Origin of the sequence: Actinomadura opuntiae (assembly GCF_030283205.1) — a bacterium.
Classification (GTDB): Bacteria; Actinomycetota; Actinomycetes; order Streptosporangiales; family Streptosporangiaceae; genus Spirillospora.
In genome coordinates, this window is sequence record NZ_JASNWF010000036.1 from 33145 (window position 1) to 52483 (window position 19339).

The following is a 19339-nucleotide window of genomic DNA, read 5'->3' on the forward strand; positions in this document are numbered from 1 at the left end:
CCCGGACGGGGTTAGGCTCTCAGGACCGCGTCATCCCGGTGTCCCGCCGGGGTGGCGATCTTCCCCCGGGACCGATAACGCGACCACGTGCGGGCCACGCACGTGGGCGGTCGCATGCGAGCATCAGGAGGCGCAGCGGGCATGGCCGACTCTTTCGTTCACCTGCATGTTCATACCGAGTACTCCATGCTGGACGGAGCCGCCCGGTTGAAGCAGATGTTCGAGGAGGTCGGGCGGCAGGAGATGCCGGCGATCGCGATGACCGACCACGGCAACATGCACGGCGCCTACGACTTCCACAGGCAGGCCACCGCCGCCGGCGTCACCCCGATCATCGGCATCGAGGCGTACATGGCGCCCGAGTCCCGCTTCCACAAGAAGAAGGTCCAGTGGGGCGAGCCGAGCCAGAAGCGCGACGACGTCTCCGGCGGCGGCCTGATCAACCACATGACGCTGTGGGCGCGCAACAAGGCCGGCCTGCACAACATGTTCAAGCTGTCCAGCCGCGCCTACACCGAGGGCTTCGTCTTCAAGTACGCGCGCATGGACGAGGAGCTGCTCGCCGAGCACGCCGAGGGCGTGATGGGCACGACGGGATGCCCGTCCGGCAAGATCCAGACCCGGCTGCGGCTCGGCCAGTTCGACGAGGCGCTCAAGGCGGCCGCCACCTTCCAGGACATCCTCGGCAAGGACAACTACTTCCTCGAGCTGATGGACCACGGCCTCGACATCGAGCGCCGCGTCCGGCAGGGCCTCATCGACATCGGCAAGAAGCTGAACATCCGGCCGGTCGTCACCAACGACTCGCACTACACCCACGAGTCGGAGGCGACCGCGCACGACGCGCTCCTGTGCGTCCAGGTCGGAAAGCAGCTCGCCGACCCCGACCGGTTCCGGTTCGACGGCAGCGGCTACTACCTGAAGACGGCCGACGAGATGCGGGCGATCGACGCGTCCGACATCTGGCTCGAGGGCTGCAAGAACACCCTCCTCGTCGCCGAGCGGGTCGAGCCGGAGGGCATGTTCGAGCACCGCGACCTCAGCCCGCGGTTCCCCGTCCCCGAGGGGGAGACCGAGGAGAGCTGGTTCCGCAAGGAGGTCTGGAAGGGCCTGGAGCGGCGCTTCCCCGACGGGATCCCGGACGAGTACCGGCGGCAGGCCGAGTACGAGATGGGCGTCATCCTCGGCAAGGGGTACCCGTCCTACTTCCTCGTCGTCGCCGACTTCATCATGTGGGCCAAGGAGAACGGCATCCTGGTCGGCCCCGGGCGGGGCAGCGCCGCGGGCTCGCTGGTCGCCTACGCGATGGGCATCACCGACCTCGACCCGCTCCCGCACGGGCTGATCTTCGAGCGGTTCCTCAACCCCGAGCGCGCGTCCATGCCCGACATCGACATCGACTTCCCTGAAGACCGGCGCGCCGAGGTCATCAAGTACACGACGGAGAAGTGGGGCGCCGACAAGGTCTCCTTCATCGCCACCTTCGGCACCATCAAGGCGAAGGCCGCCATCAAGGACGCCGGCCGCGTCCTCGGCTTCCCCTACGCGCTGGGCGACCGGATCTCCAAGGCGTTCCCGCCCGCCGTCATGGGCAAGGACATCCCGCTGTCGGGCATCTTCGACGACAAGCACCCGCGCTACGGCGAGGCCGGCGAGCTGCGCAAGCTGTACGAGGAAGAGGCCGACGTCAAGCAGATCATGGATCTGGCGCAGGGCCTGGAGGGGCTGATCCGGCAGACCGGCGTGCACGCCGCCGGGATCATCATGTCCGGTGAGACGATCACCGACCACGTGCCGATCATGCGGCGGGACGCCGACGGCGCGATCATCACGCAGTTCGACTACCCGACCTGCGAGACGCTCGGCCTGCTGAAGATGGACTTCCTCGGCCTGCGGAACCTGACGATCATCGACGACGCGCTCAAGGGGATCAAGAAGAACAAGGGCGTCGACGTCGACCTGCTCGAACTGCCGCTGGACGACCAGCCGACCTACGACCTGCTCGCCCGCGGCGACACGCTCGGGGTGTTCCAGTTCGACGGCGGCCCGATGCGCTCGCTGCTGCGGCTGATGAAGCCCGACAACTTCGAGGACATCTCCGCCGTCGGCGCGCTGTACCGGCCGGGCCCGATGGGCGCGAACTCCCACACCAACTACGCGCTGCGCAAGAACGGCCTCCAGGAGATCACCCCGATCCACCCGGAGCTGGAGGAGCCGCTCAAGGAGATCCTCGACACCACCTACGGCCTGATCGTCTACCAGGAGCAGGTCATGGCGATCGCGCAGAAGGTGGCGGGCTACACGCTCGGCAAGGCGGACCTGCTCCGCCGCGTCATGGGCAAGAAGAAGAAGGCCGAGCTGGACGCCCAGTTCGTCGGGTTCGAGAAGGGCATGCTCGACAACGGCTTCTCCAAGGAGGCCGTCAAGACGCTGTGGGACATCCTCGTCCCGTTCTCCGACTACGCGTTCAACAAGGCGCACTCCGCCGCGTACGGCCTCGTCTCCTACTGGACGGCCTACCTCAAGGCGAACTACCCGGCCGAGTACATGGCGGGCCTGCTGACGTCCGTCGGCGACGACAAGGACAAGAGCGCCCTCTACCTGTCGGAGTGCCGCCGGATGGGGCTGAAGGTCCTGCCGCCGGACGTCAACACCTCCGAGGCCGACTTCACCCCGCTCGGCGACGCCGAGATCCGGTTCGGCCTGTCGGCGGTCCGCAACGTCGGCCACAACGTGGTGGACGGGATCGTCGCGGCCCGCAGGGAGAAGGGCGCCTACACCGACTTCAACGACTTCCTCAACAAGGTCCCGCCGCAGGTGTGCAACAAGCGGGTCGTGGAGTCGCTGATCAAGGCGGGCGCGTTCGACGAGCTCGGGCACCAGCGCAAGGCGCTGCTGATGGTGCACGAGCAGGCGATCGACTCGGTCATCGACATCAAGCGCAAGGAGGCCGTCGGGCAGGACTCGCTGTTCGGCGCGCTGGAGGACGACGGCGGCGAGGACGCGTTCGCCGTCGCGATCCCCGAGGGCGAGGAGTGGGACAAGACCACCCTGCTGGCCTTCGAGCGGGAGATGCTCGGCCTGTACGTCTCCGACCACCCGCTGCTGGGCGTCGAGCACATCCTGGAGCGCGAGGCCGACTGCACCATCGCCGCGCTGAACGAGGGCGAGCGGCCCGACGGGCAGATCGTGACGATCGCGGGGCTGCTGTCCGGATTGCAGCGCAAGGTCACCAAGCAGGGCAACTCGTGGGCCATGTTCCAGCTGGAGGACCTCGCCGGCTCCATCGAGGTGCTGTGCTTCCCCTCGTCGTACCAGCTGTGCTCCACGCTGCTCGCCGAGGACGCGATCCTGATCGTCAAGGGCAAGCTGGACCGCCGCGAGGACGTCGCGAAGATCATCGCGATGGAGGTCACCCAGCCCGACCTGACCATCACCGAGGGCACCGGGCCGCTGTCGGTGACGCTGCCGCTCGGCCGCTGCACGCCGCCGACGGTGTCGCGGCTGAAAGAGGTGCTGATCACCCACCCCGGCTCGTCGGAGGTGCACCTGCACCTGCAGAACGGGCCGCGCACCACGGTCGTCCGGCTGGACGACCGGCTGCGCGTCGCGCCGTCGCCGGCGCTGATGGGCGACCTGAAGCAGCTGCTCGGCCCGTCCTGCCTGGGCTAGCCGGGGGTTTGCCGCCGCCCGGGCCGGGCGGCGGTCAGCTGCCGAGGGCGGCCGGGGTCGCGGGCGTCAGGTCGGCCTGCCAGTCGACGAAGCGGCCCAGGCCGTCGAAGCGCGCGCGGGCCGTGCCGCCGCCGGGCAGCGGCATCTCGGTCACCTCGTCGCGCTGCCGGTAGGCGACCCGGTGGTGCGACAGCAGGCCCGCGAGGGTGAGCCGCGGCTCGTGCGGGAACAGGCTCGTCGCGCCGGTCAGCAGCCGGGGTACGGGGATCGGGTCCCAGCCGGCGGCCGGCACCTGCGGGTCGTCGACGTGCAGGTAGGCCGAGCCGCCGTCGTAGCCGGCGCCGATGTAGCCGGCGCCGCGCAGCACCCCGCCCGCCGCCATCGCGATCAGCTCGCCGCCGTGCCCGGCCGGCCCGTCGTACCAGGACAGGTCGACCTCGGGGGTGGTGAACTCGGTGATGCCGAGCCGCTCGCCGAGGGCGCGGATCGCCAGCGTCGGGACGACGGCCGGGTGCGCGTCGCCGAACTGCGGGTTGGCCCAGCCCCACAGCCAGGTGCGCTCGCGCGCGGCGTAGGAGCCGAGCAGCGAGACGCGGACGGTGGCGCCGCCGCTGGTGTAGGTGCGGGCGGTGAGGTCGGCGCTCCAGTCCTCGCGCGGGAGGAACTCGGCGAGCGTCTCCTGCTGCTGCAGGACGACGGCCGCCAGGGCGGCGCCGAGGCGTTCGAACGCGGGACTGAATCCGGACATGTCGGGCACATTATCCCAGTAGCCGGGGCGGTCGCGGGTGAGAATCACAACGGGAGTCGGGCACCCTTCGATTGTCGATCGGCTGACCTGGGCAGGCTAGGCTTTCGCTGTCAGAGGACACTTCCACCGAGGAGCGTACGCAGTGCGGCGACCGACCGGGAGGCAGTTGACGACCTGGCTGGTCACCACCGCCATCGTGACGCCTCTCGGGCCGCTCGCGGGGCTGCTCTGGGGAAACACCATCCCCCGGGTCGGGTATGTCGTCATCCAGGGTGAGGCCCTGGTCGCCGACCCGGAAGGCGAGGGCCCGATCGGGGTGGACGGCCGGTTCGCGCTGATCGCCCTGTCGGCCGGCCTGCTGTGCGGCATCGCCGCCTACCTGGCGGGCGGCCGCCGCAACGACATCGCGCTGCTGCTCGGCCTGGCCGCCGGCGGCGTCGCCGCGTCCCTGCTCGCCTGGAAGACCGGCCACCTGATCGGGCTCGGCCACTACCAGGACGTCGTCCGGCACGGCCGCGACGGCGCCACCGTCACCGGCGTCCCCGACCTGCGCGCCAAGGGCGTGCTGATGGCCTGGCCGCTGGTCGCGGTCGCCGCGTACGGCCTGCTGGAGGTGGTGTTCCGCCGGCTACCGCCGGGCGATCGCCGCGACGGCGGCGCCGGTGAGGGCGATGAGGTCGGCGGGGACGAGCTCGATCTGGAGTCCGCGCCGACCGGCCGAGACGTAGACGGTGGCGAGCGCTGACGCCGACGCGTCGATCACCGTCGGCAGCCGGCGGCGCTGCCCCAGCGGGCTGATCCCGCCGACCACGTAGCCGGTGGCGCGCTCGGCGTCGCGCGGGTGGGCCATGACCGCCTTCTTGCCGCCCGCCGCCGCGGCCAGCGCCTTCAGGTCCAGCGACCCCGACACCGGGACGACCCCGACGGTCAGCCGCCCGTCCACCTCGGCCAGCAGCGTCTTGAAGATCCGGTCGTGCGGGATGCCGAGCGCGTCGGCCGCCGCCGCGCCGTAGGAGTCGGCGTCCGGGTCCGGCTCGTAGGAGTGCAGCGTGAACTCGATCCCGGCCTTGGACGCGGCGACCGTGGCGGGCGTGCCCTTGCCGCCCGCCCTGCTCCCCCCTGCCTGCTTGCTCATGGGGACAGTCTGCCGTGATCTTCGGCTGCGGGGGCGCCGGGCCTGGACGCGGCGTCAGTTCAGGGTGAACGAGCCGTCCAGGAACTGGCCGGCGGGGATCATCGGCAGCGCGTCCAGGATCCGGTTCTCCCGCAGCAGCAGGTCGCGCTCGGCCGCCAGCCGCAGCGCCGCGTCCTCGCACTCCAGCAGCCGCTGCTTCTCGTGCCCGTCGAGCACGACCGACGCGGCGATCAGGTAGGACAGGGCGACCGGGTCGTCCGGCAGGTCCGGGTCGGCGACGGGGCCGGCGCCGGCGGCCGAGAGCCGCTCCCGGTAGAGCCGGAACAGCCGCCGCACCCGCCGCGCGGCGGGCCCGGTGCCGGCGCCCGGCTCCTCGGCCAGGAACTCCACCTCGCCCTGCAGGTAGGGGCGCGACCGGTCCAGCTCCTTGACCCGGAAGCGGCGCGTCCCGGTGGTGACGATGTCGTAGCGGCCGTCGGGGTGCCGCCGGGCCTCGCGCAGTTCGGCCAGGCAGCCGACGCCGGCGAGGCGGCGCGCCGCGTCCTGGCCGACCTCGTGGCCGAGCTCGATGCCGACCACGCCGAAGCCGCGCGGCTCGGGCCGCTCGAGCAGGTCGCCGATGAGCAGCCGGTACCGCTCCTCGAACAGGTGCAGCGGCAGCACCAGGCCCGGGAACAGCACGGTGCCCAGCGGGAACAGGGGGAGCCGCTCCGTCATGTCGCCTCTTTCCCGCGCCGGCCGGGACGCCCTCGGCGCCAGCGTACGCCGCCGTCGATGATCTTGGTAAGGGGCGATTTTTCACAGTGTGAAGCGGGTGTCACGTCCCCGGGCGCGCGGGGCGGACCGGGCCACTTCGCGCGATTGGCCGTGCCGCCGCCGGACGCGCCACCGGTAGCGTCTGCGGCATGAGGATGCTCGTCGTGGACGCCTTCACCGACCGCCCGTTCGCCGGCAACCCCGCCGGGGTCTGCCTGCTGGACGGCGCCGCCGACCCGGACTGGATGCAGCGGGTCGCGGCCGAGATGAAGCACTCGGAGACCGCCTTCGTCCGGCGCATCGACGAACCGGAGGCCGACTTCGAGCTGCGCTGGTTCACGCCGCTCGTCGAGGTCGCGCTCTGCGGGCACGCGACCATGGCCGCCGCCCACGCCCTCTACGAGACCGGCGCCGTGGCCGCCGACCGCCCGATCCGCTTCCGGACGCTGAAGAGCGGCGTCCTCACCGTCGCCCGGGACGCGGACGGCGGCCTGGCGATGGACTTCCCGTCCTGCCCGCCCGAGTTCACCCCGCCTCCGGCCGGGCTGGCCGAGGCGCTCGGCGGCGTCGAGATCGGGTGGACGGGGCGCAACGTCCAGAACGACCTGATCGTCGAGCTCGCCGACGAGGACGTGGTGCACCGGCTGAAGCCCGACATGGCGGCGCTGGCGCGGATCGACGCGCGCGGCGTGGTCGTCACGGCGCACCTCGCCGAGCGCGAGCACGACCGCGAGCACGACTTCGTGTCCCGCTTCTTCGGCGCGCGGCTCCTGCTCGGCGACGGCGAGGACCCCGTCACCGGGTCGGCGCACTGCGCGCTCGCCCCCTTCTGGTCGGAGCGGACGAACCTGCAGGAGATGACCGGGTACCAGGCGTCCGAGCGCGGCGGCTACGTCCGGATGGCGATGCGCGGCGACCGGGTGATCATCTCCGGTGAGGCGGTCACCGTGCTGGACGGCACGTTGCGCGTGTGAGCGGCGCCGCACCCGTGACGGCAGTGACGGGGGAGGCTCGGGGGACACGCGACACGGGCGTCTCGGCACCTGAGACGGTGCACGGGGGACGGAGGCCACTCCGTAGACTGGACGGGTGATTTCCCGTATCGACCTGCGCGGCTCCCTTCCCGGCGACCCGCGCACCGTGCTGCCCCGCGCCGAACTCGACGTCGAGGCCGCCCTGGACAAGGTGCGGCCGATCTGCGAGGACGTGCGCCATAGGGGCTCGCAGGCGGTCCGGGAGCACACCAGGGCCCTGGACGGGGTCGAGCTGGAGAGCACCCGGGTCCCGGTCCGGGCCGTCCACCAGGCCCTCGCGGGGCTCGACGCCGCCGTGCGCGACGCGCTGGAGGAGAGCATCCGCCGCGCCCGCGCCGTGCACCGCGACCAGCGCCGCACCGACACCACCACGCGGGTCGTGCCCGGCGGCACCGTCACCGAGCGGTGGATCCCGGTCGGCCGCGTCGGCCTGTACGTGCCGGGCGGCCGCGCCGTCTACCCGTCCAGCGTGGTCATGAACGTCGTCCCGGCGCAGGAGGCGGGCGTCCAGTCCCTCGCGGTGACCTCGCCCGCGCAGAAGGACTTCGGCGGCCTGCCGCACCCGACGATCCTGGCGGCGTGCGCGCTGCTCGGCGTCGAGGAGGTCTACGCGGTGGGCGGCGCGCAGGCGATCGCGATGTTCGCCTACGGCACCGACGAGTGCCCCCGCGCCGACCTCGTCACCGGCCCCGGCAACGTCTACGTCGCCGCCGCCAAGCGGCTGCTCAAGGGCGTGATCGGCATCGACGCCGAGGCCGGCCCGACCGAGATCGCGATCCTCGCGGACGACACCGCCGACCCGGTGGACGTCGCCGCCGACCTGATCAGCCAGGCCGAGCACGACACGCTCGCCGCCGCCGTGCTGGTCACCGACTCGGTCCGGCTCGCCGACGAGGTCGAGCGGGAGCTGAAGGCGCAGGTCGCCCGCACCAAGCACACCGAGCGGATCACCGAGGCCCTGGCCGGGCGGCAGTCCGGCATCGTGCTGGTGGACGGGATCGACGACGGCCTGAAGGTCGTCGACGCCTACGCCGCCGAGCACCTGGAGATCCAGACCGCCGACGCGGCCGCCGTCGCCGCCCGCGTCCGCAACGCCGGCGCGGTCTTCGTCGGCCGGTACGCGCCGGTGTCGCTCGGCGACTACCTCGCCGGGTCCAACCACGTGCTGCCGACCGGCGGGTGCGCGTGCCACTCGTCCGGGCTGTCGGTGCAGTCGTTCCTGCGCGGCGTCCATGTCGTGGAGTACGACCGCGACGCCCTCGCCGAGGCCACCGGGCGCGTCGTCGCGCTCGCCGAGGCCGAGGACCTGCCCGCGCACGGGGCCGCCCTGAAGGCCCGCTTCGACTGGGAGATCCCTTCGTGACCTCGCTCAACGACCTGCCGCTGCGGGACGACCTGCGCGGCCGGGAGCCCTATGGCGCCCCGCAGCTGGACGTGCCGTACGCGCTCAACACCAACGAGAACCCCTACCCGCCGTCGGACCGGCTGGTGAAGGCGCTCGGCGAGGCCGTCATGGACGTCGCCGGATCGCTGAACCGCTACCCCGACCGCGACGCCGTCGCGCTCCGCACCGACCTCGCCGCGTTCCTGAACGCCGACACGCCCGGCGCCGGCCTCACCGCCGGGCGGGTGTGGGCGGCGAACGGCTCCAACGAGATCATCCAGCAGATCCTGCAGGCGTTCGGCGGGGCGGGCCGCACCGCGCTCGGCTTCGAGCCGTCCTACTCGATGCACCCGATCATCACCGGGGTGTCCGGGACCCGCTGGATCGACGCGTTCCGCGACGAGGACTTCGGCCTCGAGCCGGCCCGCGCGATCGCGGCCGTCGAGGAGCACCGGCCCGACATCGTGTTCCTCACCTCGCCGAACAACCCGACCGGCACCGCGCTGCCGCTGGCGGCGATCGAGGCGGTCCTGGACGCGGCGCCCGGCATGGTCGTCGTCGACGAGGCCTACGGCGAGTTCCGCCGGGAGGGCACCCCGTCGGCGCTGACCCTGCTGGACGGCCACCCGCGGCTGATCGTCACCCGGACGATGTCCAAGGCGTTCGCGATGGCGGGCGCCCGGCTCGGCTATCTGGCCGCCGACCCCGCCGTGATCGAGGCGCTGCTGCTGGTCCGGCTGCCGTACCACCTGTCGGCCGTCACTCAGGCGGTAGCCCGCACCGCCCTCGCGCACGGCGAGGAGCTGCTCGGCACCGTCGAGGCGCTGCGCCGCGAGCGCGACGGCCTGGTCGCGTGGCTGCGCGCCGAGGGGTTCCGGGTGGCCGACTCCGACGCCAACTTCGTGCTGTTCGGGACGTTCCCGGACCGCCGGAGGGTCTGGGAGGCGCTGCTGGAGCGCGGCGTGCTGATCCGCGAGGTCGGGCCGCCCGAATGGCTGCGGGTGAGCGTCGGCACCCCCGAGGAGACGGCCGCCTTCCGCACTGCACTTAAGGAGAGCGTGTGACGCGCAAGGGACGGATCGAGCGCGGGACCAAGGAGACCCAGGTCCTCGTCGAGATCGACCTGGACGGCACCGGGCAGGTCGACGTGGCGACCGGCGTGGGGTTCTTCGACCACATGCTGGCGCAGCTCGGCAAGCACGGGTCGTTCGACCTGACCGTCAAGACGGCCGGGGACCTGCACATCGACAGCCACCACACGATCGAGGACACCGCGATCGCGCTCGGCCAGGCGTTCCGCGAGGCGCTCGGCGACAAGGCCGGCATCCGCCGCTTCGCCGACGCCTCCATCCCGCTGGACGAGGCGCTCGCCCAGGTCACGGTGGACGTGTCGGGCCGCCCGTACCTGGTGCACGTGGAGCCGGACGGCATGGCCCCGATGATCGGCCCCGAGTACGACACCACGATGACCCGGCACATCCTCGAGTCGTTCGTGTCGAACGCGCAGGTCGCGCTGCACGTCCACGTCCCGTACGGGCGCAACGCCCACCACATCGTCGAGGCGCAGTTCAAGGCGCTGGCGCGCGCGCTGCGCGACGCGGTGGCGTTCGATCCGAAGGTGCACGGCATCCCGTCCACCAAGGGAGCGCTGTAGCCGTGGGCACTGCTGCTCTCGAAACTGGCGGACTGCACTTCACGTTCGGCAACGTCGCGGTCTTCGCGGTCGCGCTGTTCCTGCTCGCCGGCGTCTACAGCTTCGTCAGGCAGGGGCTCAAGGGCGCCGCGCTGATCGTGCTGTTCCTCGCCGGGCTGGCGTTCGCCGGGGGTGTGATGTGGCTGTGAACCCGAAGGTCGTCGTGCTCGACTACGGGTCGGGCAACCTGCGCTCGGCCGAGCGCGCCGTGGCCCGCGCGGGCGCCGACGTCACCGTCACCGCCGACTGGGACGCCGCGCTCGCCGCCGACGGCCTGGTCGTCCCGGGCGTCGGCGCGTTCGCCGCCTGCATGAAGGGGCTGCGGGAGGTGCGCGGCGAGCAGCTCATCGGCCGCCGACTCGCCGGTGGCCTGCCGGTCCTCGGCATCTGCGTCGGCATGCAGATCCTGTTCTCCAAGGGCATCGAGCACGGCGTCACCACCGAGGGCTGCGACGAATGGCCCGGCACGGTCGACCGGCTGGAGGCGCAGATCGTCCCTCACATGGGCTGGAACACCGTGGACGCCCCGGAGGGCTCCGTCCTGTTCGAGGGGCTGGCGGACGCCCGGTTCTACTTCGTCCACTCCTACGCGGCGCGCCGCTGGGAGCTGGAGCCCGACCCGACCGGCACCCTCCGGCCGCCGCTGGTCACCTGGGCCGAGCACGGCGACCGGTTCGTCGCCGCGGTCGAGAACGGCCCGCTGTGCGCGACCCAGTTCCATCCGGAGAAGTCCGGCGACGCGGGGGCGCGGCTCCTGCGCAACTGGCTGTCCACCCTCTCCTGACGGCGCTTGCCCGTTCACCTGTATCGATAGGGTTCCCGCATGACTCTGACGCTCCTTCCCGCCGTTGACGTCGCCGACGGCCAGGCGGTCCGCCTGGTGCAGGGCGAGGCCGGCACCGAGACCTCCTACGGCGCGCCCCTCGACGCCGCGCTGGCCTGGCAGGACGCGGGTGCGGAGTGGATCCATCTGGTCGACCTGGACGCGGCGTTCGGGCGCGGCTCCAACCGGGAGCTGCTCGCCGAGGTGACCGGGCGGCTGGACGTGAAGGTGGAGCTGTCGGGCGGCATCCGCGACGACGCGTCGCTGGAGGCGGCGCTGTCCACCGGCTGCGCGCGGGTCAACATCGGCACCGCCGCGCTGGAGGACCCGGACTGGTGCCGCAAGATCATCGCCTCGCACGGCGACAAGATCGCGGTCGGGCTCGACGTGCGGGGCACGACGCTCGCCGCGCGCGGCTGGACGCGCGAGGGCGGCGACCTGTGGGAGGTCCTCGCCCGGCTGGAGGCCGACGGCTGCCCGCGTTACGTCGTCACCGACGTCACCAAGGACGGCACGCTGCGCGGCCCCAACACCGAGCTGCTGCGCGAGGTCTGCTCCCGCACCGACAAGCCCGTCGTGGCGTCCGGCGGCGTCTCGTCCCTCGACGACCTGCGCGAACTCGCCAAGCTCGCCGGGGTGGGCGTCGAGGGCGCGATCGTCGGGAAGGCGCTGTACGCGCAGGCGTTCACGCTGCAAGAGGCGCTGGAGGCCGTGAAGTGACCGTCGCCGTACGGGTCATCCCCTGCCTGGACGTCGACGCCGGGCGCGTCGTCAAGGGCGTCAACTTCCAGAACCTGCGCGACGCCGGCGACCCCGTCGAGCTGGCCCGCCGCTACGACGCCGAGGGCGCCGACGAGCTGACGTTCCTGGACATCACCGCGTCCAGCGCCGACCGCTCCACCACCTACGACGTCGTGCGCCGCACCGCCGAGCAGGTGTTCATCCCGCTGACGGTCGGCGGCGGCGTCCGCAGCGTCGAGGACGTCGACCGGCTGCTGCGCGCCGGGGCCGACAAGGTGTCGATCAACACCGCGGCGATCGCGCGGCCGGAGTTCCTGCGGGAGGCCGCGCACCGGTTCGGCTCCCAGTGCGTCGTGCTGTCGGTCGACGCCCGCCGCGCCGACGGCACCGCGTCCGGCTTCGAGGTGACGACGCACGGCGGCCGCCAGGGCACCGGCATCGACGCGGTCGAATGGGCGCGGCGCGGCCAGGAGCTCGGTGTCGGCGAGATCCTGCTGAACTCGATGGACGCCGACGGCACCAAGGCCGGCTTCGACCTGGACATGCTGCGCCGCGTCCGCGAGACCGTCACCGTGCCCGTCATCGCCAGCGGCGGCGCGGGCGCCGTGGAGCACTTCGTCCCGGCCGTCGCCGCCGGCGCCGACGCGGTGCTCGCCGCCAGCGTCTTCCACTTCGGCGAGATGAAGATCTCCGAGGTGAAGGACGCGCTGCGCGCCGCGGGCAACCCCGTCCGCTGACCTCCCGTCCGCTGCCCCTCCGTCCGCTGACCTCCCGTCCGCCGACCCCCCGCCGCGAGAAGGAACCCCCCGTGTCCGCATCACCCCGGTGCGCCCTCGCCACCTGCGCCCGGCTGCCCGAGGGCAGCGACGACGCGCGGATGCTGGCCGCCGCCCTCGGCGGCCTCGGCGTCGCCGCCGACATCGCCGTCTGGGACGACCCGTCCGTGGACTGGTCCGCCTACGACCTGGTCGTCATCCGCTCGACCTGGGACTACACCGACCGGCGCGACGCGTTCCTCGCCTGGGCGCAGAGCCTGCCGCGCGTGCTCAACCCCGCGGACGTGCTGCGCTGGAACACCGACAAGCGCTACCTGCGCGACCTGGAGGCCGCGGGCGTCCCCGTCGTCCCGACCCGCTGGGACCCCGACGACATCCCCGCCGACTGGCCGGAGTACGTGCTGAAGCCGTCGGTGTCCTCCGGCTCGCGCGACACCGCGCGCTGGGGCCGCGGCGAGGAGGACGCCGCCCGCGCCCACCTGCGCGACCTCCGCGACGCCGGCCGCACGGTGATGCTCCAGCCGTACCTGGAGGCCGTCGACACCGCCGGTGAGACGGCCCTGGTCTTCATCGGCGGCGAGTACAGCCACGCGGGCCGCAAGGCGCGCGTGCTGAACCCCGGCGCCGGCATCGAGGGCCTCACCGGCCTCGGCGACACCCGCGGCCGGGTCACCGCCACCACCGCGACCGCCGCCGAACTGGACGTCGCCCACCGCGTCCTCGCCGCCGTCCCGGGCGGCCGCGACCTGCTCTACGCGCGCGTCGACCTCGTCCCCGGCCCGGACGGCGACCCGCTCCTGATCGAACTGGAACTGACGGAACCCGCCCTCTACCTCGAACACGCCCCCGGCAGCGAAACCCGCCTCGCCGAGGCCGTGTTGGCCCAGGGGGGCGACCCCCTGGAACCCCCGTCACGAGCCGGTCGAACCTCGCGCCGCGGCTGAGACCGACTGAGACCGTGCGGGGACGTGCGTCGCGTCGCTGCGGTCGCCCGGGGCGGGGGCTGAGACCGTTTTCCGGGGCTAAGCGGGATCCTCGTCGTCGGGGGCGGAGGACTCGGGGGAGCGGTCCACGACCGGCAAGATGATCGCGGAGGGGTGGTCCGGGTCGTGGAAGACCTCCTGGTCGGCCGGGACCATCCGGCGGGCGGTGAGGAGCGGCTCGCCCGTGCCGGGGTTCGCGGCGACCTTCGGGTGGGCGCCGCTGGCCACGTGCACGCGGACGCGGTGCCCGCGCGCGAAGCGGTGCCCGGTGGGCCACAGGTCCACCGCGATGCGGCGGACGCCGGCCGTGCCGACCGGCTTCTCGGCGAACGCGGGGAGCCGCAGCCCGCCCTCGCACACGTTGCGGGACGTCCCGTCCGGGGCGACGTCGCAGAGCCGCACGACGAAGTCGGTGTGCTCGCGGTCGGACCGGACGAACAGGTCGGCGCCGACCGGGCCGATCACGTCGAGCGGTTCGGTGAGCGGCGGCGAGGTGAACACCAGCACGTCCGGGCGGCGCTCCAGCGGCCGGTTGTCGACCGGGCGGGAGCTGCCGAGCAGGGTGGGGCCGCCGAGCGCGGGCGTCGGGCGGGCCGGGTCGAACCGGTAGGTGCTCGGCTCGGACGGGCGCGGGCCGTCCTCGCCGAGCCCGCCGCCGGGGTGCAGGTGCCAGCGCTCCTGCCGCATGCCGGGCGGCGGCCAGTCGCTGTAGTGCCGCCACTCGCGAGCGCCGGTGACGTACAGCCGGACGGGTTCGGCGCGCAGCCCGGACGGGTCGCCGCGCAGGTGCGCGCGGAACCAGGCGAGCGTCTCGCGGAACGACACCAGCCCGTGCCGGGCGTCGGTGTGCCACCAGGGGCCGATGGTGAGGTAGGGCCGGTGCCCGGCGGCGCGCAGCGCGAGGTAGTCCTTGATCTCCCACGGCAGGAACACGTCGTACCAGCCGCCGAGCAGGCGGACGGGCGCCTCGACCTCGCCGACGGTGCCGCTGAAGTCGCGGCCGTCCCAGTAGCCCGCGTCCGTGCCGTGGTTGGCGAGCAGGTCCTGGTAGAAGCGCATCTGCGCGCCGCCGGTCGCCACGTCCAGCTCCGACAGGGGCAGGCCCGAGCGGGCGGCGCGGACGGCGCGGCGGCGCGACAGCAGCGACGCGGTCAGCAGCCCGAGCGGCTGCTGCTGCCGGTGGGTGAGGTCGGTCCAGGTGAGCGTGGACTCCAGCGCGAACGAGCCGCCGACGTAGGCGGCGTCCCGGAACGACGACGCGGTGATCTGCAGCGACATCGCCCTGAGCTCGGGCCCGGCCTCGGCGGCGATCGCCCAGGCCGCGTAGCCGAGATAGCTGGCGCCGTAGGTCGCGAACGTCCCGCCGAACCACGGCTGCTCCTTCAGCCACGCGACGGTGGCGAGGCCGTCGTCGCGCTCGCCGCCGAGCGGGTCGAACTCGCCGCCGGACCCGAACGTCCCGCGCGCGCTCTGCACGACGAGCTGGAACCCGAACGGGACGAACAGCAGGCCGTTCGCCAGCGCGGCGGGGCCGCGCCGCCCGTAGGGGGTGCGCACCAGGATCGTCGGCGGCGGCCGCCGCGTCCCCTCCGGGACGTAGCGGTCGGCGAGCAGCGTCACGCCGTCCGGCATCGTGACCGGCAGGTCGCGCTCCACCGTGTAGCGGAGCCCGCGCGGGGGGCGGACGCGGATCTGCCGGGCGGGCAGTCGGTCCCTGAGGGCCATGCGACCTCCCAAGATTGCTACTACCTAGTAAGGTAACCGCTCCCGCCCGGCCGACACCTCCGCGGCCCGCGGAAAGTCCCTGACGTGCGGGTCCGCGGTCTGGGAGGGTGGCGGCACGACACGGTGGCGTTCGGATCGGGGGGGACCGGGATGTGGCCGGGAGCGAACAGTCCGGCGGGGCCCGCGCCCGCCGGACCCGCGCCGTCCCCCGGATTCGCGCCGCCCGCCGGGCCCGGGCCGGCGGGTCCGTCCGCGGGCTGGTACGCGCTCCCCGTCGCGCTCGTCGTCCTGGCGGCGGGTCTCCTGACCGTGGCGGCGCTGGTGCGGGACGACTCCGGCGCCGCGCGCGGGCCGAGCGCGACCGGCGACGCGGTGAGCGGCCTGCCCGTTCGGCTGTCGGCCGGGCACACCTACTTCCTCTACGTGCGCCGGGACGGCTCGTCGCCGTTCGGCTGCGCCGTCGCGCTGGGCGCCGAGCACGGCCGCGTCCGGCTCACCCGCAAGAACTCCTCGCGCGCGGCCGACCGGCCGGGCTACCGCTACACCGCGTCGATGACGGCGCCGGTGACCGGGACGGCCGTGCTGACCTGCCGGGGCACGGACGGCCCGCTGCTGGTGACGCCGGACGCAGGCGCCCGCTGCTACGCCGGCGCCGCGTCCTCCGCCGCGCTCGGCCTCGGCGCTGCCGTCGCGGCCGTGTTCGGTCTCACACTGGCGAGCCGGCGCCGCGCCCGGCGGCGGGCGCGCGCACGCGCCGCCGGAGGGAACTCCCGGACGGGCCGCCTCGCCACCGGACTGCCCCCGCACTGACGGCCCGGCCCGCGCGCGGGAGTGCGGGGGTCAGCAGGCGTAGCCGGCGTCGCGGGCGAGGTGGCGGCCGATGACCATCCGCTGGATCTGGTTGGCGCCCTCGAAGATCTGCATCACCTTCGCCTCCCGCATGTACCGTTCCACCGGATGGTCGCGGGTGTAGCCGTCGCCGCCCAGCACCTGCACCGCGTCGGCGGTCACCTTCATCGCCGCGTCGGTCGCGGCGAGCTTGGCGATGGACGCCTGCCGCGCGAACGGCAGCCCGCGGTCCTTGCGCCGGGCCGCCTCCAGGTATCCGGCGCGGGCCGTCTCCACGGCGGCGGCCATGTCGGCGAGCAGGAACGCGATCCCCTGGTTGGCGATGACGGGGCGGCCGAACTGGCCGCGCCCCGCCGCGTACCGGACGGCGTGGTCCAGCGCCCCCTGCGCCAGCCCGACCGCGCACGCGGCGATGCCGAGCCGCCCGGCGTCCAGCGCCGCCGCCGCGATCGGGAACCCGCAGCCCTCGTCGGCGATCCGCCAGTCGTCGGGCACCCAGGCGTCCTCGAAGTGCAGCCGCGCGGTGGTGGAGGCGGTGAGGGCCATCTTCCGCTCGGGCGGCCCGAAGGCCAGCCCGTCCATGCGCCCCTCGACCAGGAAGCAGGTGAGGCCGCCCGGGCTGCCGGACGTGCGGGCGAACAGCACGTAGAAGTCCGCCTCGCCGCCGTGCGTGATCCACGTCTTGGTGCCGGTGATCCGGTAGCCGTCGCCGTCCGGGACCGCCAGCGTGCTGACCCCCGCCGCGTCCGGGCCGGTGAACTCCTCCGCCAGCGCGTACCCACCGAGCAGGTCGCCCTCCAGCAGCTCGGGCAGCTGCTTGCGCTGCACGTCGGTGCCGCAGGCGAACAGCGGGAAGCACGACAGCGTGTGCACGCTCACCCCGACCGCGACCGACGCCCACACCGCCGCGATCTCCTCCAGCACCTGGAGGTACACCTCGTAGGGCTGGCCGCCGCCGCCGAGGTCGGGCGGGTAGGGCAGGCCGAGCAGCCCGGCGCGGCCCAGCATCCGGAAGATCTCGCGCGGGAACGCGCCGGCCTCCTCGGCGGGCGCGGCGCGCGGCGCGAGCTCGCGGCGGGCGATGTCGCGGGCGAGCGCGACGACGTCTGCGGCCTCGGGCGAGGGGAGCATGCGATCTGCGGGCATGCCCACATCATGGCTGATCAGAGGCCCTGTGGGCGGCGGACCGGAAATGGTCTCCGCTTTGTTCCTTTTGGCGCGGGGAACAAAAACGCCCGAGCGTGGTAAACCTTCCGACCGCGCGTTCGTCTCTGCTCCGTGACGTACCAGCAGACGACAGGGGCCATCGCGGTGGGGCTCACGCGTCCCGGCGACGGGTACGAGGAACTGTTCACCGCCCACTTCTGGGGCCTGGTCCGGCTCGCGACGCTGCTCGGCGCCGACGACGCCGAGGACGTGGTGCAGGACGCGTTCGTCCGGCTGCACCGCAAGCGCCGCACGCTGCGCGACCAGAACGCCGCGCTGGCCTACCTGCGGTCCAGCGTGTGCAACGCGTCCCGCAGCCGGCTGCGGCACCTGCGGATGGCGCGGCGCCGGCACGCGCAGCTCGCGCCGCCGCCCGACGTCGGGTCCGCCGAGCACCAGGTGGTGCACGACGAGGACGTCCGCGCGCTGCTGGCCGCCGTCGCGGAGCTGCCCGGACGGCAGCGCGAGGTGCTGGTCCTGCGCTACTGGCTGGACCTCGGCGAACGCGACACCGCCGAGACCCTGGGCATCGCCGTCGGCACGGTCAAGGCCCACACCGCCCGCGCCATCGCGGCGCTCGGCAGGCGCCTGAAGGACGAGGAGGCGACATGAACGGCATCGAGGAACGGCTCAAGGACGCGTTCGGCGCGCGGGCGGACGCCGTCCGCCCGCACCCCGGCGCACGTGCGGAGAACGCCCGCCGGATCGGCCGGTCCCGGACCCGGCGCCGGGTGGCCGCGCCGGCGGTCGCAGTGACCGCAGTCGCCGCCGCGGTGGCGGCTCCGACGGTCCTGCCCGAGGCGTCGCACCGGGCGGGACCGAACGCGGCGACGGGCGTCCGGTCGCCGGGGAACCTGGTGGACCCCTCGACCATCGTCACGATCCCCGCGGCGCTGCCGGGCGGCGCGGCGTTCACCCCGGACGCGCTCGGGGCCGACGGTTCGGTCGTCGGCCGCACCGCCGACGGCCGCGTCTACACCGCCGGGCCGAAGGGCGGCCGGCCCAGGCCGCTCGGCGTCCGCGCCGAGGGCGGACTGGCGGCCGGGAAGGGCTTCGTCACCTGGATCGCGCCGGGCTCGTGGAAGCTCAGCTGCCGCACTTCCAGGGGACGCACCGGCGTCATCGGCCCGCAGGGGGCCACGCCCGCCGATCCCGTCCTCGTCGGCGGGGGCGCGGTCATCGGCGACGACCCGATGAACCAGCCGTTCGTCGCCACCGGCTGCGGCGACGCCGGCCGCACCGTCGCCAACCACGGCAAGGGCATGCTGGGGCAAGCGCTGGCGTTCACGTACCCGACGCTGTTCGTCGCGGACACCATGAACGACAAGGTCCTGCGCGAGATCGACGTCAGGACCGACGCGATCGTCCGGGAGCACCCGCTGCCGCCCGGCGTCCGCCCCCTGAAGCTCACCGGCAAGTCCGGCAACGGCGGCGAGCGCCGGGCCGTGTCCGGCACCGGCCCCGAGCAGAAGTGGCGGGCGGCGGCCAACGGCGACTACTTCGCCTCACTCGTGGACGGGACGCTGCGGATCGTCGCCCGCGACGGCTGGAAGACCGTCACCGCCCTCGACCAGGGGAAGGCGCGGGGCGCGAAGGCGGACGGCGGCACGCGGCTCACCGCGGGCGACCACCTGATCGCCTACACGAACGCGGGCGTCTCGGGCGTGATCGACACCGGGGCGCTGGAGAGCGCGCGCAAGCACCCGACCGGCATCCGCTTCGCGGTCGTGCAGGGCCCGGTCCTCGCCGCCGGCGACTGGCTCCTGTGGCGCGACGGCCGCGCCTACCACCTGGGCCGCGTCCGGTGACCGCCG

Annotated in this window: 19 protein-coding genes; 14 read left to right on the forward strand and 5 right to left on the reverse strand. The window is 73.5% G+C overall.

Annotated elements, in window-relative coordinates; all coding sequences use genetic code 11:
- The first annotated feature begins 141 nt into the window (after positions 1-141).
- Complete coding sequence (gene dnaE / locus QP089_RS45520) at positions 142-3672, forward strand: DNA polymerase III subunit alpha (protein ID WP_285920826.1); 3531 nt, start codon at positions 142-144, stop codon at positions 3670-3672.
- A 34-nt stretch (positions 3673-3706) separates the two neighbouring features.
- Here dnaE and QP089_RS45525 read toward each other — a convergent pair whose 3' ends face one another.
- Positions 3707-4420, reverse strand: coding sequence for a DUF6882 domain-containing protein (locus tag QP089_RS45525; RefSeq protein WP_285920827.1), 714 nt, complete (start codon positions 4418-4420; stop codon positions 3707-3709).
- Positions 4421-4562: 142 nt separating this feature from the next.
- Here QP089_RS45525 and QP089_RS45530 point away from each other — a divergent pair, with 142 nt between their 5' ends.
- A complete protein-coding gene (locus tag QP089_RS45530) occupies positions 4563-5165 on the forward strand; it encodes a hypothetical protein (RefSeq protein WP_285920828.1) in 603 nt (200 codons plus the stop codon).
- On the opposite strand, the gene ybaK is transcribed toward QP089_RS45530, so the two are convergent.
- Complete coding sequence (ybaK, locus tag QP089_RS45535; protein WP_285920829.1) at positions 5049-5555, reverse strand: Cys-tRNA(Pro) deacylase; 507 nt, start codon at positions 5553-5555, stop codon at positions 5049-5051. The genes QP089_RS45530 and ybaK overlap by 117 nt on opposite strands.
- Positions 5556-5609: 54 nt before the next feature.
- Positions 5610-6272, reverse strand: a complete 663-nt coding sequence (locus tag QP089_RS45540) for an LON peptidase substrate-binding domain-containing protein (RefSeq protein ID WP_285920830.1) — start codon at positions 6270-6272, stop codon at positions 5610-5612.
- 188 nt (positions 6273-6460) lie between these two features.
- On the opposite strand from QP089_RS45540, the gene QP089_RS45545 reads away from it, so the two are divergent.
- From QP089_RS45545 to QP089_RS45585, 9 genes are all read left to right on the forward strand, one after another.
- Positions 6461-7285 carry a PhzF family protein gene (locus tag QP089_RS45545; RefSeq protein ID WP_285920831.1) on the forward strand — a complete coding sequence of 275 codons (825 nt, stop codon included), beginning with the start codon at positions 6461-6463 and terminating at the stop codon, positions 7283-7285.
- Positions 7286-7400: 115 nt separating this feature from the next.
- Positions 7401-8708: a histidinol dehydrogenase gene (gene hisD, locus QP089_RS45550; protein ID WP_285920832.1), complete on the forward strand. Its 1308-nt coding sequence runs from the start codon at positions 7401-7403 to the stop codon at positions 8706-8708.
- Positions 8705-9793 (forward strand): histidinol-phosphate transaminase, encoded by a 1089-nt coding sequence (locus QP089_RS45555; protein WP_285920833.1) that lies wholly within the window; start codon positions 8705-8707, stop codon positions 9791-9793. Before hisD ends, QP089_RS45555 begins: the two co-directional genes overlap by 4 nt.
- Positions 9790-10383, forward strand: coding sequence for an imidazoleglycerol-phosphate dehydratase HisB (hisB, locus tag QP089_RS45560; protein WP_285920834.1), 594 nt, complete (start codon positions 9790-9792; stop codon positions 10381-10383). Before QP089_RS45555 ends, hisB begins: the two co-directional genes overlap by 4 nt.
- Positions 10384-10385: 2 nt before the next feature.
- A complete protein-coding gene (locus tag QP089_RS45565; RefSeq protein WP_285920835.1) occupies positions 10386-10571 on the forward strand; it encodes a CG2302 family histidine operon protein in 186 nt (61 codons plus the stop codon).
- Positions 10568-11206: an imidazole glycerol phosphate synthase subunit HisH gene (gene hisH / locus QP089_RS45570; RefSeq protein WP_285920836.1), complete on the forward strand. Its 639-nt coding sequence runs from the start codon at positions 10568-10570 to the stop codon at positions 11204-11206. Before QP089_RS45565 ends, hisH begins: the two co-directional genes overlap by 4 nt.
- A 39-nt stretch (positions 11207-11245) precedes the next feature.
- Positions 11246-11965 carry a bifunctional 1-(5-phosphoribosyl)-5-((5-phosphoribosylamino)methylideneamino)imidazole-4-carboxamide isomerase/phosphoribosylanthranilate isomerase PriA gene (gene priA, locus QP089_RS45575; protein ID WP_285920837.1) on the forward strand — a complete coding sequence of 240 codons (720 nt, stop codon included), beginning with the start codon at positions 11246-11248 and terminating at the stop codon, positions 11963-11965.
- Positions 11962-12723, forward strand: coding sequence for an imidazole glycerol phosphate synthase subunit HisF (hisF, locus tag QP089_RS45580; RefSeq protein WP_285920838.1), 762 nt, complete (start codon positions 11962-11964; stop codon positions 12721-12723). Before priA ends, hisF begins: the two co-directional genes overlap by 4 nt.
- A gap of 71 nt (positions 12724-12794) precedes the next feature.
- Positions 12795-13706 carry an ATP-grasp domain-containing protein gene (locus QP089_RS45585; protein WP_285920839.1) on the forward strand — a complete coding sequence of 304 codons (912 nt, stop codon included), beginning with the start codon at positions 12795-12797 and terminating at the stop codon, positions 13704-13706.
- A 78-nt stretch (positions 13707-13784) separates the two neighbouring features.
- Here QP089_RS45585 and QP089_RS45590 read toward each other — a convergent pair whose 3' ends face one another.
- On the reverse strand, positions 13785-15470 hold the full coding sequence (locus QP089_RS45590; RefSeq protein WP_285920840.1) for a CocE/NonD family hydrolase: 1686 nt from the start codon (positions 15468-15470) through the stop codon (positions 13785-13787).
- Between the two features lie 150 nt (positions 15471-15620).
- On the opposite strand from QP089_RS45590, the gene QP089_RS45595 reads away from it, so the two are divergent.
- Positions 15621-16280 carry a hypothetical protein gene (locus QP089_RS45595; RefSeq protein WP_285920841.1) on the forward strand — a complete coding sequence of 220 codons (660 nt, stop codon included), beginning with the start codon at positions 15621-15623 and terminating at the stop codon, positions 16278-16280.
- Between the two features lie 30 nt (positions 16281-16310).
- On the opposite strand, the gene QP089_RS45600 is transcribed toward QP089_RS45595, so the two are convergent.
- Positions 16311-17465 carry an acyl-CoA dehydrogenase family protein gene (locus QP089_RS45600; RefSeq protein WP_285920842.1) on the reverse strand — a complete coding sequence of 385 codons (1155 nt, stop codon included), beginning with the start codon at positions 17463-17465 and terminating at the stop codon, positions 16311-16313.
- A 132-nt stretch (positions 17466-17597) separates the two neighbouring features.
- Here QP089_RS45600 and QP089_RS45605 point away from each other — a divergent pair, with 132 nt between their 5' ends.
- Positions 17598-18137 (forward strand): SigE family RNA polymerase sigma factor, encoded by a 540-nt coding sequence (locus QP089_RS45605; protein ID WP_285920843.1) that lies wholly within the window; start codon positions 17598-17600, stop codon positions 18135-18137.
- Complete coding sequence (locus QP089_RS45610) at positions 18134-19333, forward strand: hypothetical protein (protein WP_285920844.1); 1200 nt, start codon at positions 18134-18136, stop codon at positions 19331-19333. The genes QP089_RS45605 and QP089_RS45610 overlap by 4 nt, the downstream gene beginning before the upstream one ends.
- The last annotated feature ends 6 nt before the right edge of the window (positions 19334-19339 follow it).

Excerpts from the sequence above, each read along its gene's own strand:
- dnaE (WP_285920826.1), top strand. The coding sequence starts at position 142 with ATGGCCGACTCTTTCGTTCACCTGCATGTTCATACCGAGTACTCCATG.
- QP089_RS45545 (WP_285920831.1), top strand. The coding sequence starts at position 6,461 with ATGAGGATGCTCGTCGTGGACGCCTTCACCGACCGCCCGTTCGCCGGC.
- QP089_RS45525 (WP_285920827.1), bottom strand. The coding sequence starts at position 4,420 with ATGTCCGGATTCAGTCCCGCGTTCGAACGCCTCGGCGCCGCCCTGGCG.
- priA (WP_285920837.1), top strand. The coding sequence starts at position 11,246 with ATGACTCTGACGCTCCTTCCCGCCGTTGACGTCGCCGACGGCCAGGCG.
- QP089_RS45595 (WP_285920841.1), top strand. The coding sequence starts at position 15,621 with ATGTGGCCGGGAGCGAACAGTCCGGCGGGGCCCGCGCCCGCCGGACCC.
- QP089_RS45600 (WP_285920842.1), bottom strand. The coding sequence starts at position 17,465 with ATGCCCGCAGATCGCATGCTCCCCTCGCCCGAGGCCGCAGACGTCGTC.
- QP089_RS45540 (WP_285920830.1), bottom strand. The coding sequence starts at position 6,272 with ATGACGGAGCGGCTCCCCCTGTTCCCGCTGGGCACCGTGCTGTTCCCG.
- ybaK (WP_285920829.1), bottom strand. The coding sequence starts at position 5,555 with ATGAGCAAGCAGGCAGGGGGGAGCAGGGCGGGCGGCAAGGGCACGCCC.
- QP089_RS45610 (WP_285920844.1), top strand. The coding sequence starts at position 18,134 with ATGAACGGCATCGAGGAACGGCTCAAGGACGCGTTCGGCGCGCGGGCG.
- QP089_RS45590 (WP_285920840.1), bottom strand. The coding sequence starts at position 15,470 with ATGGCCCTCAGGGACCGACTGCCCGCCCGGCAGATCCGCGTCCGCCCC.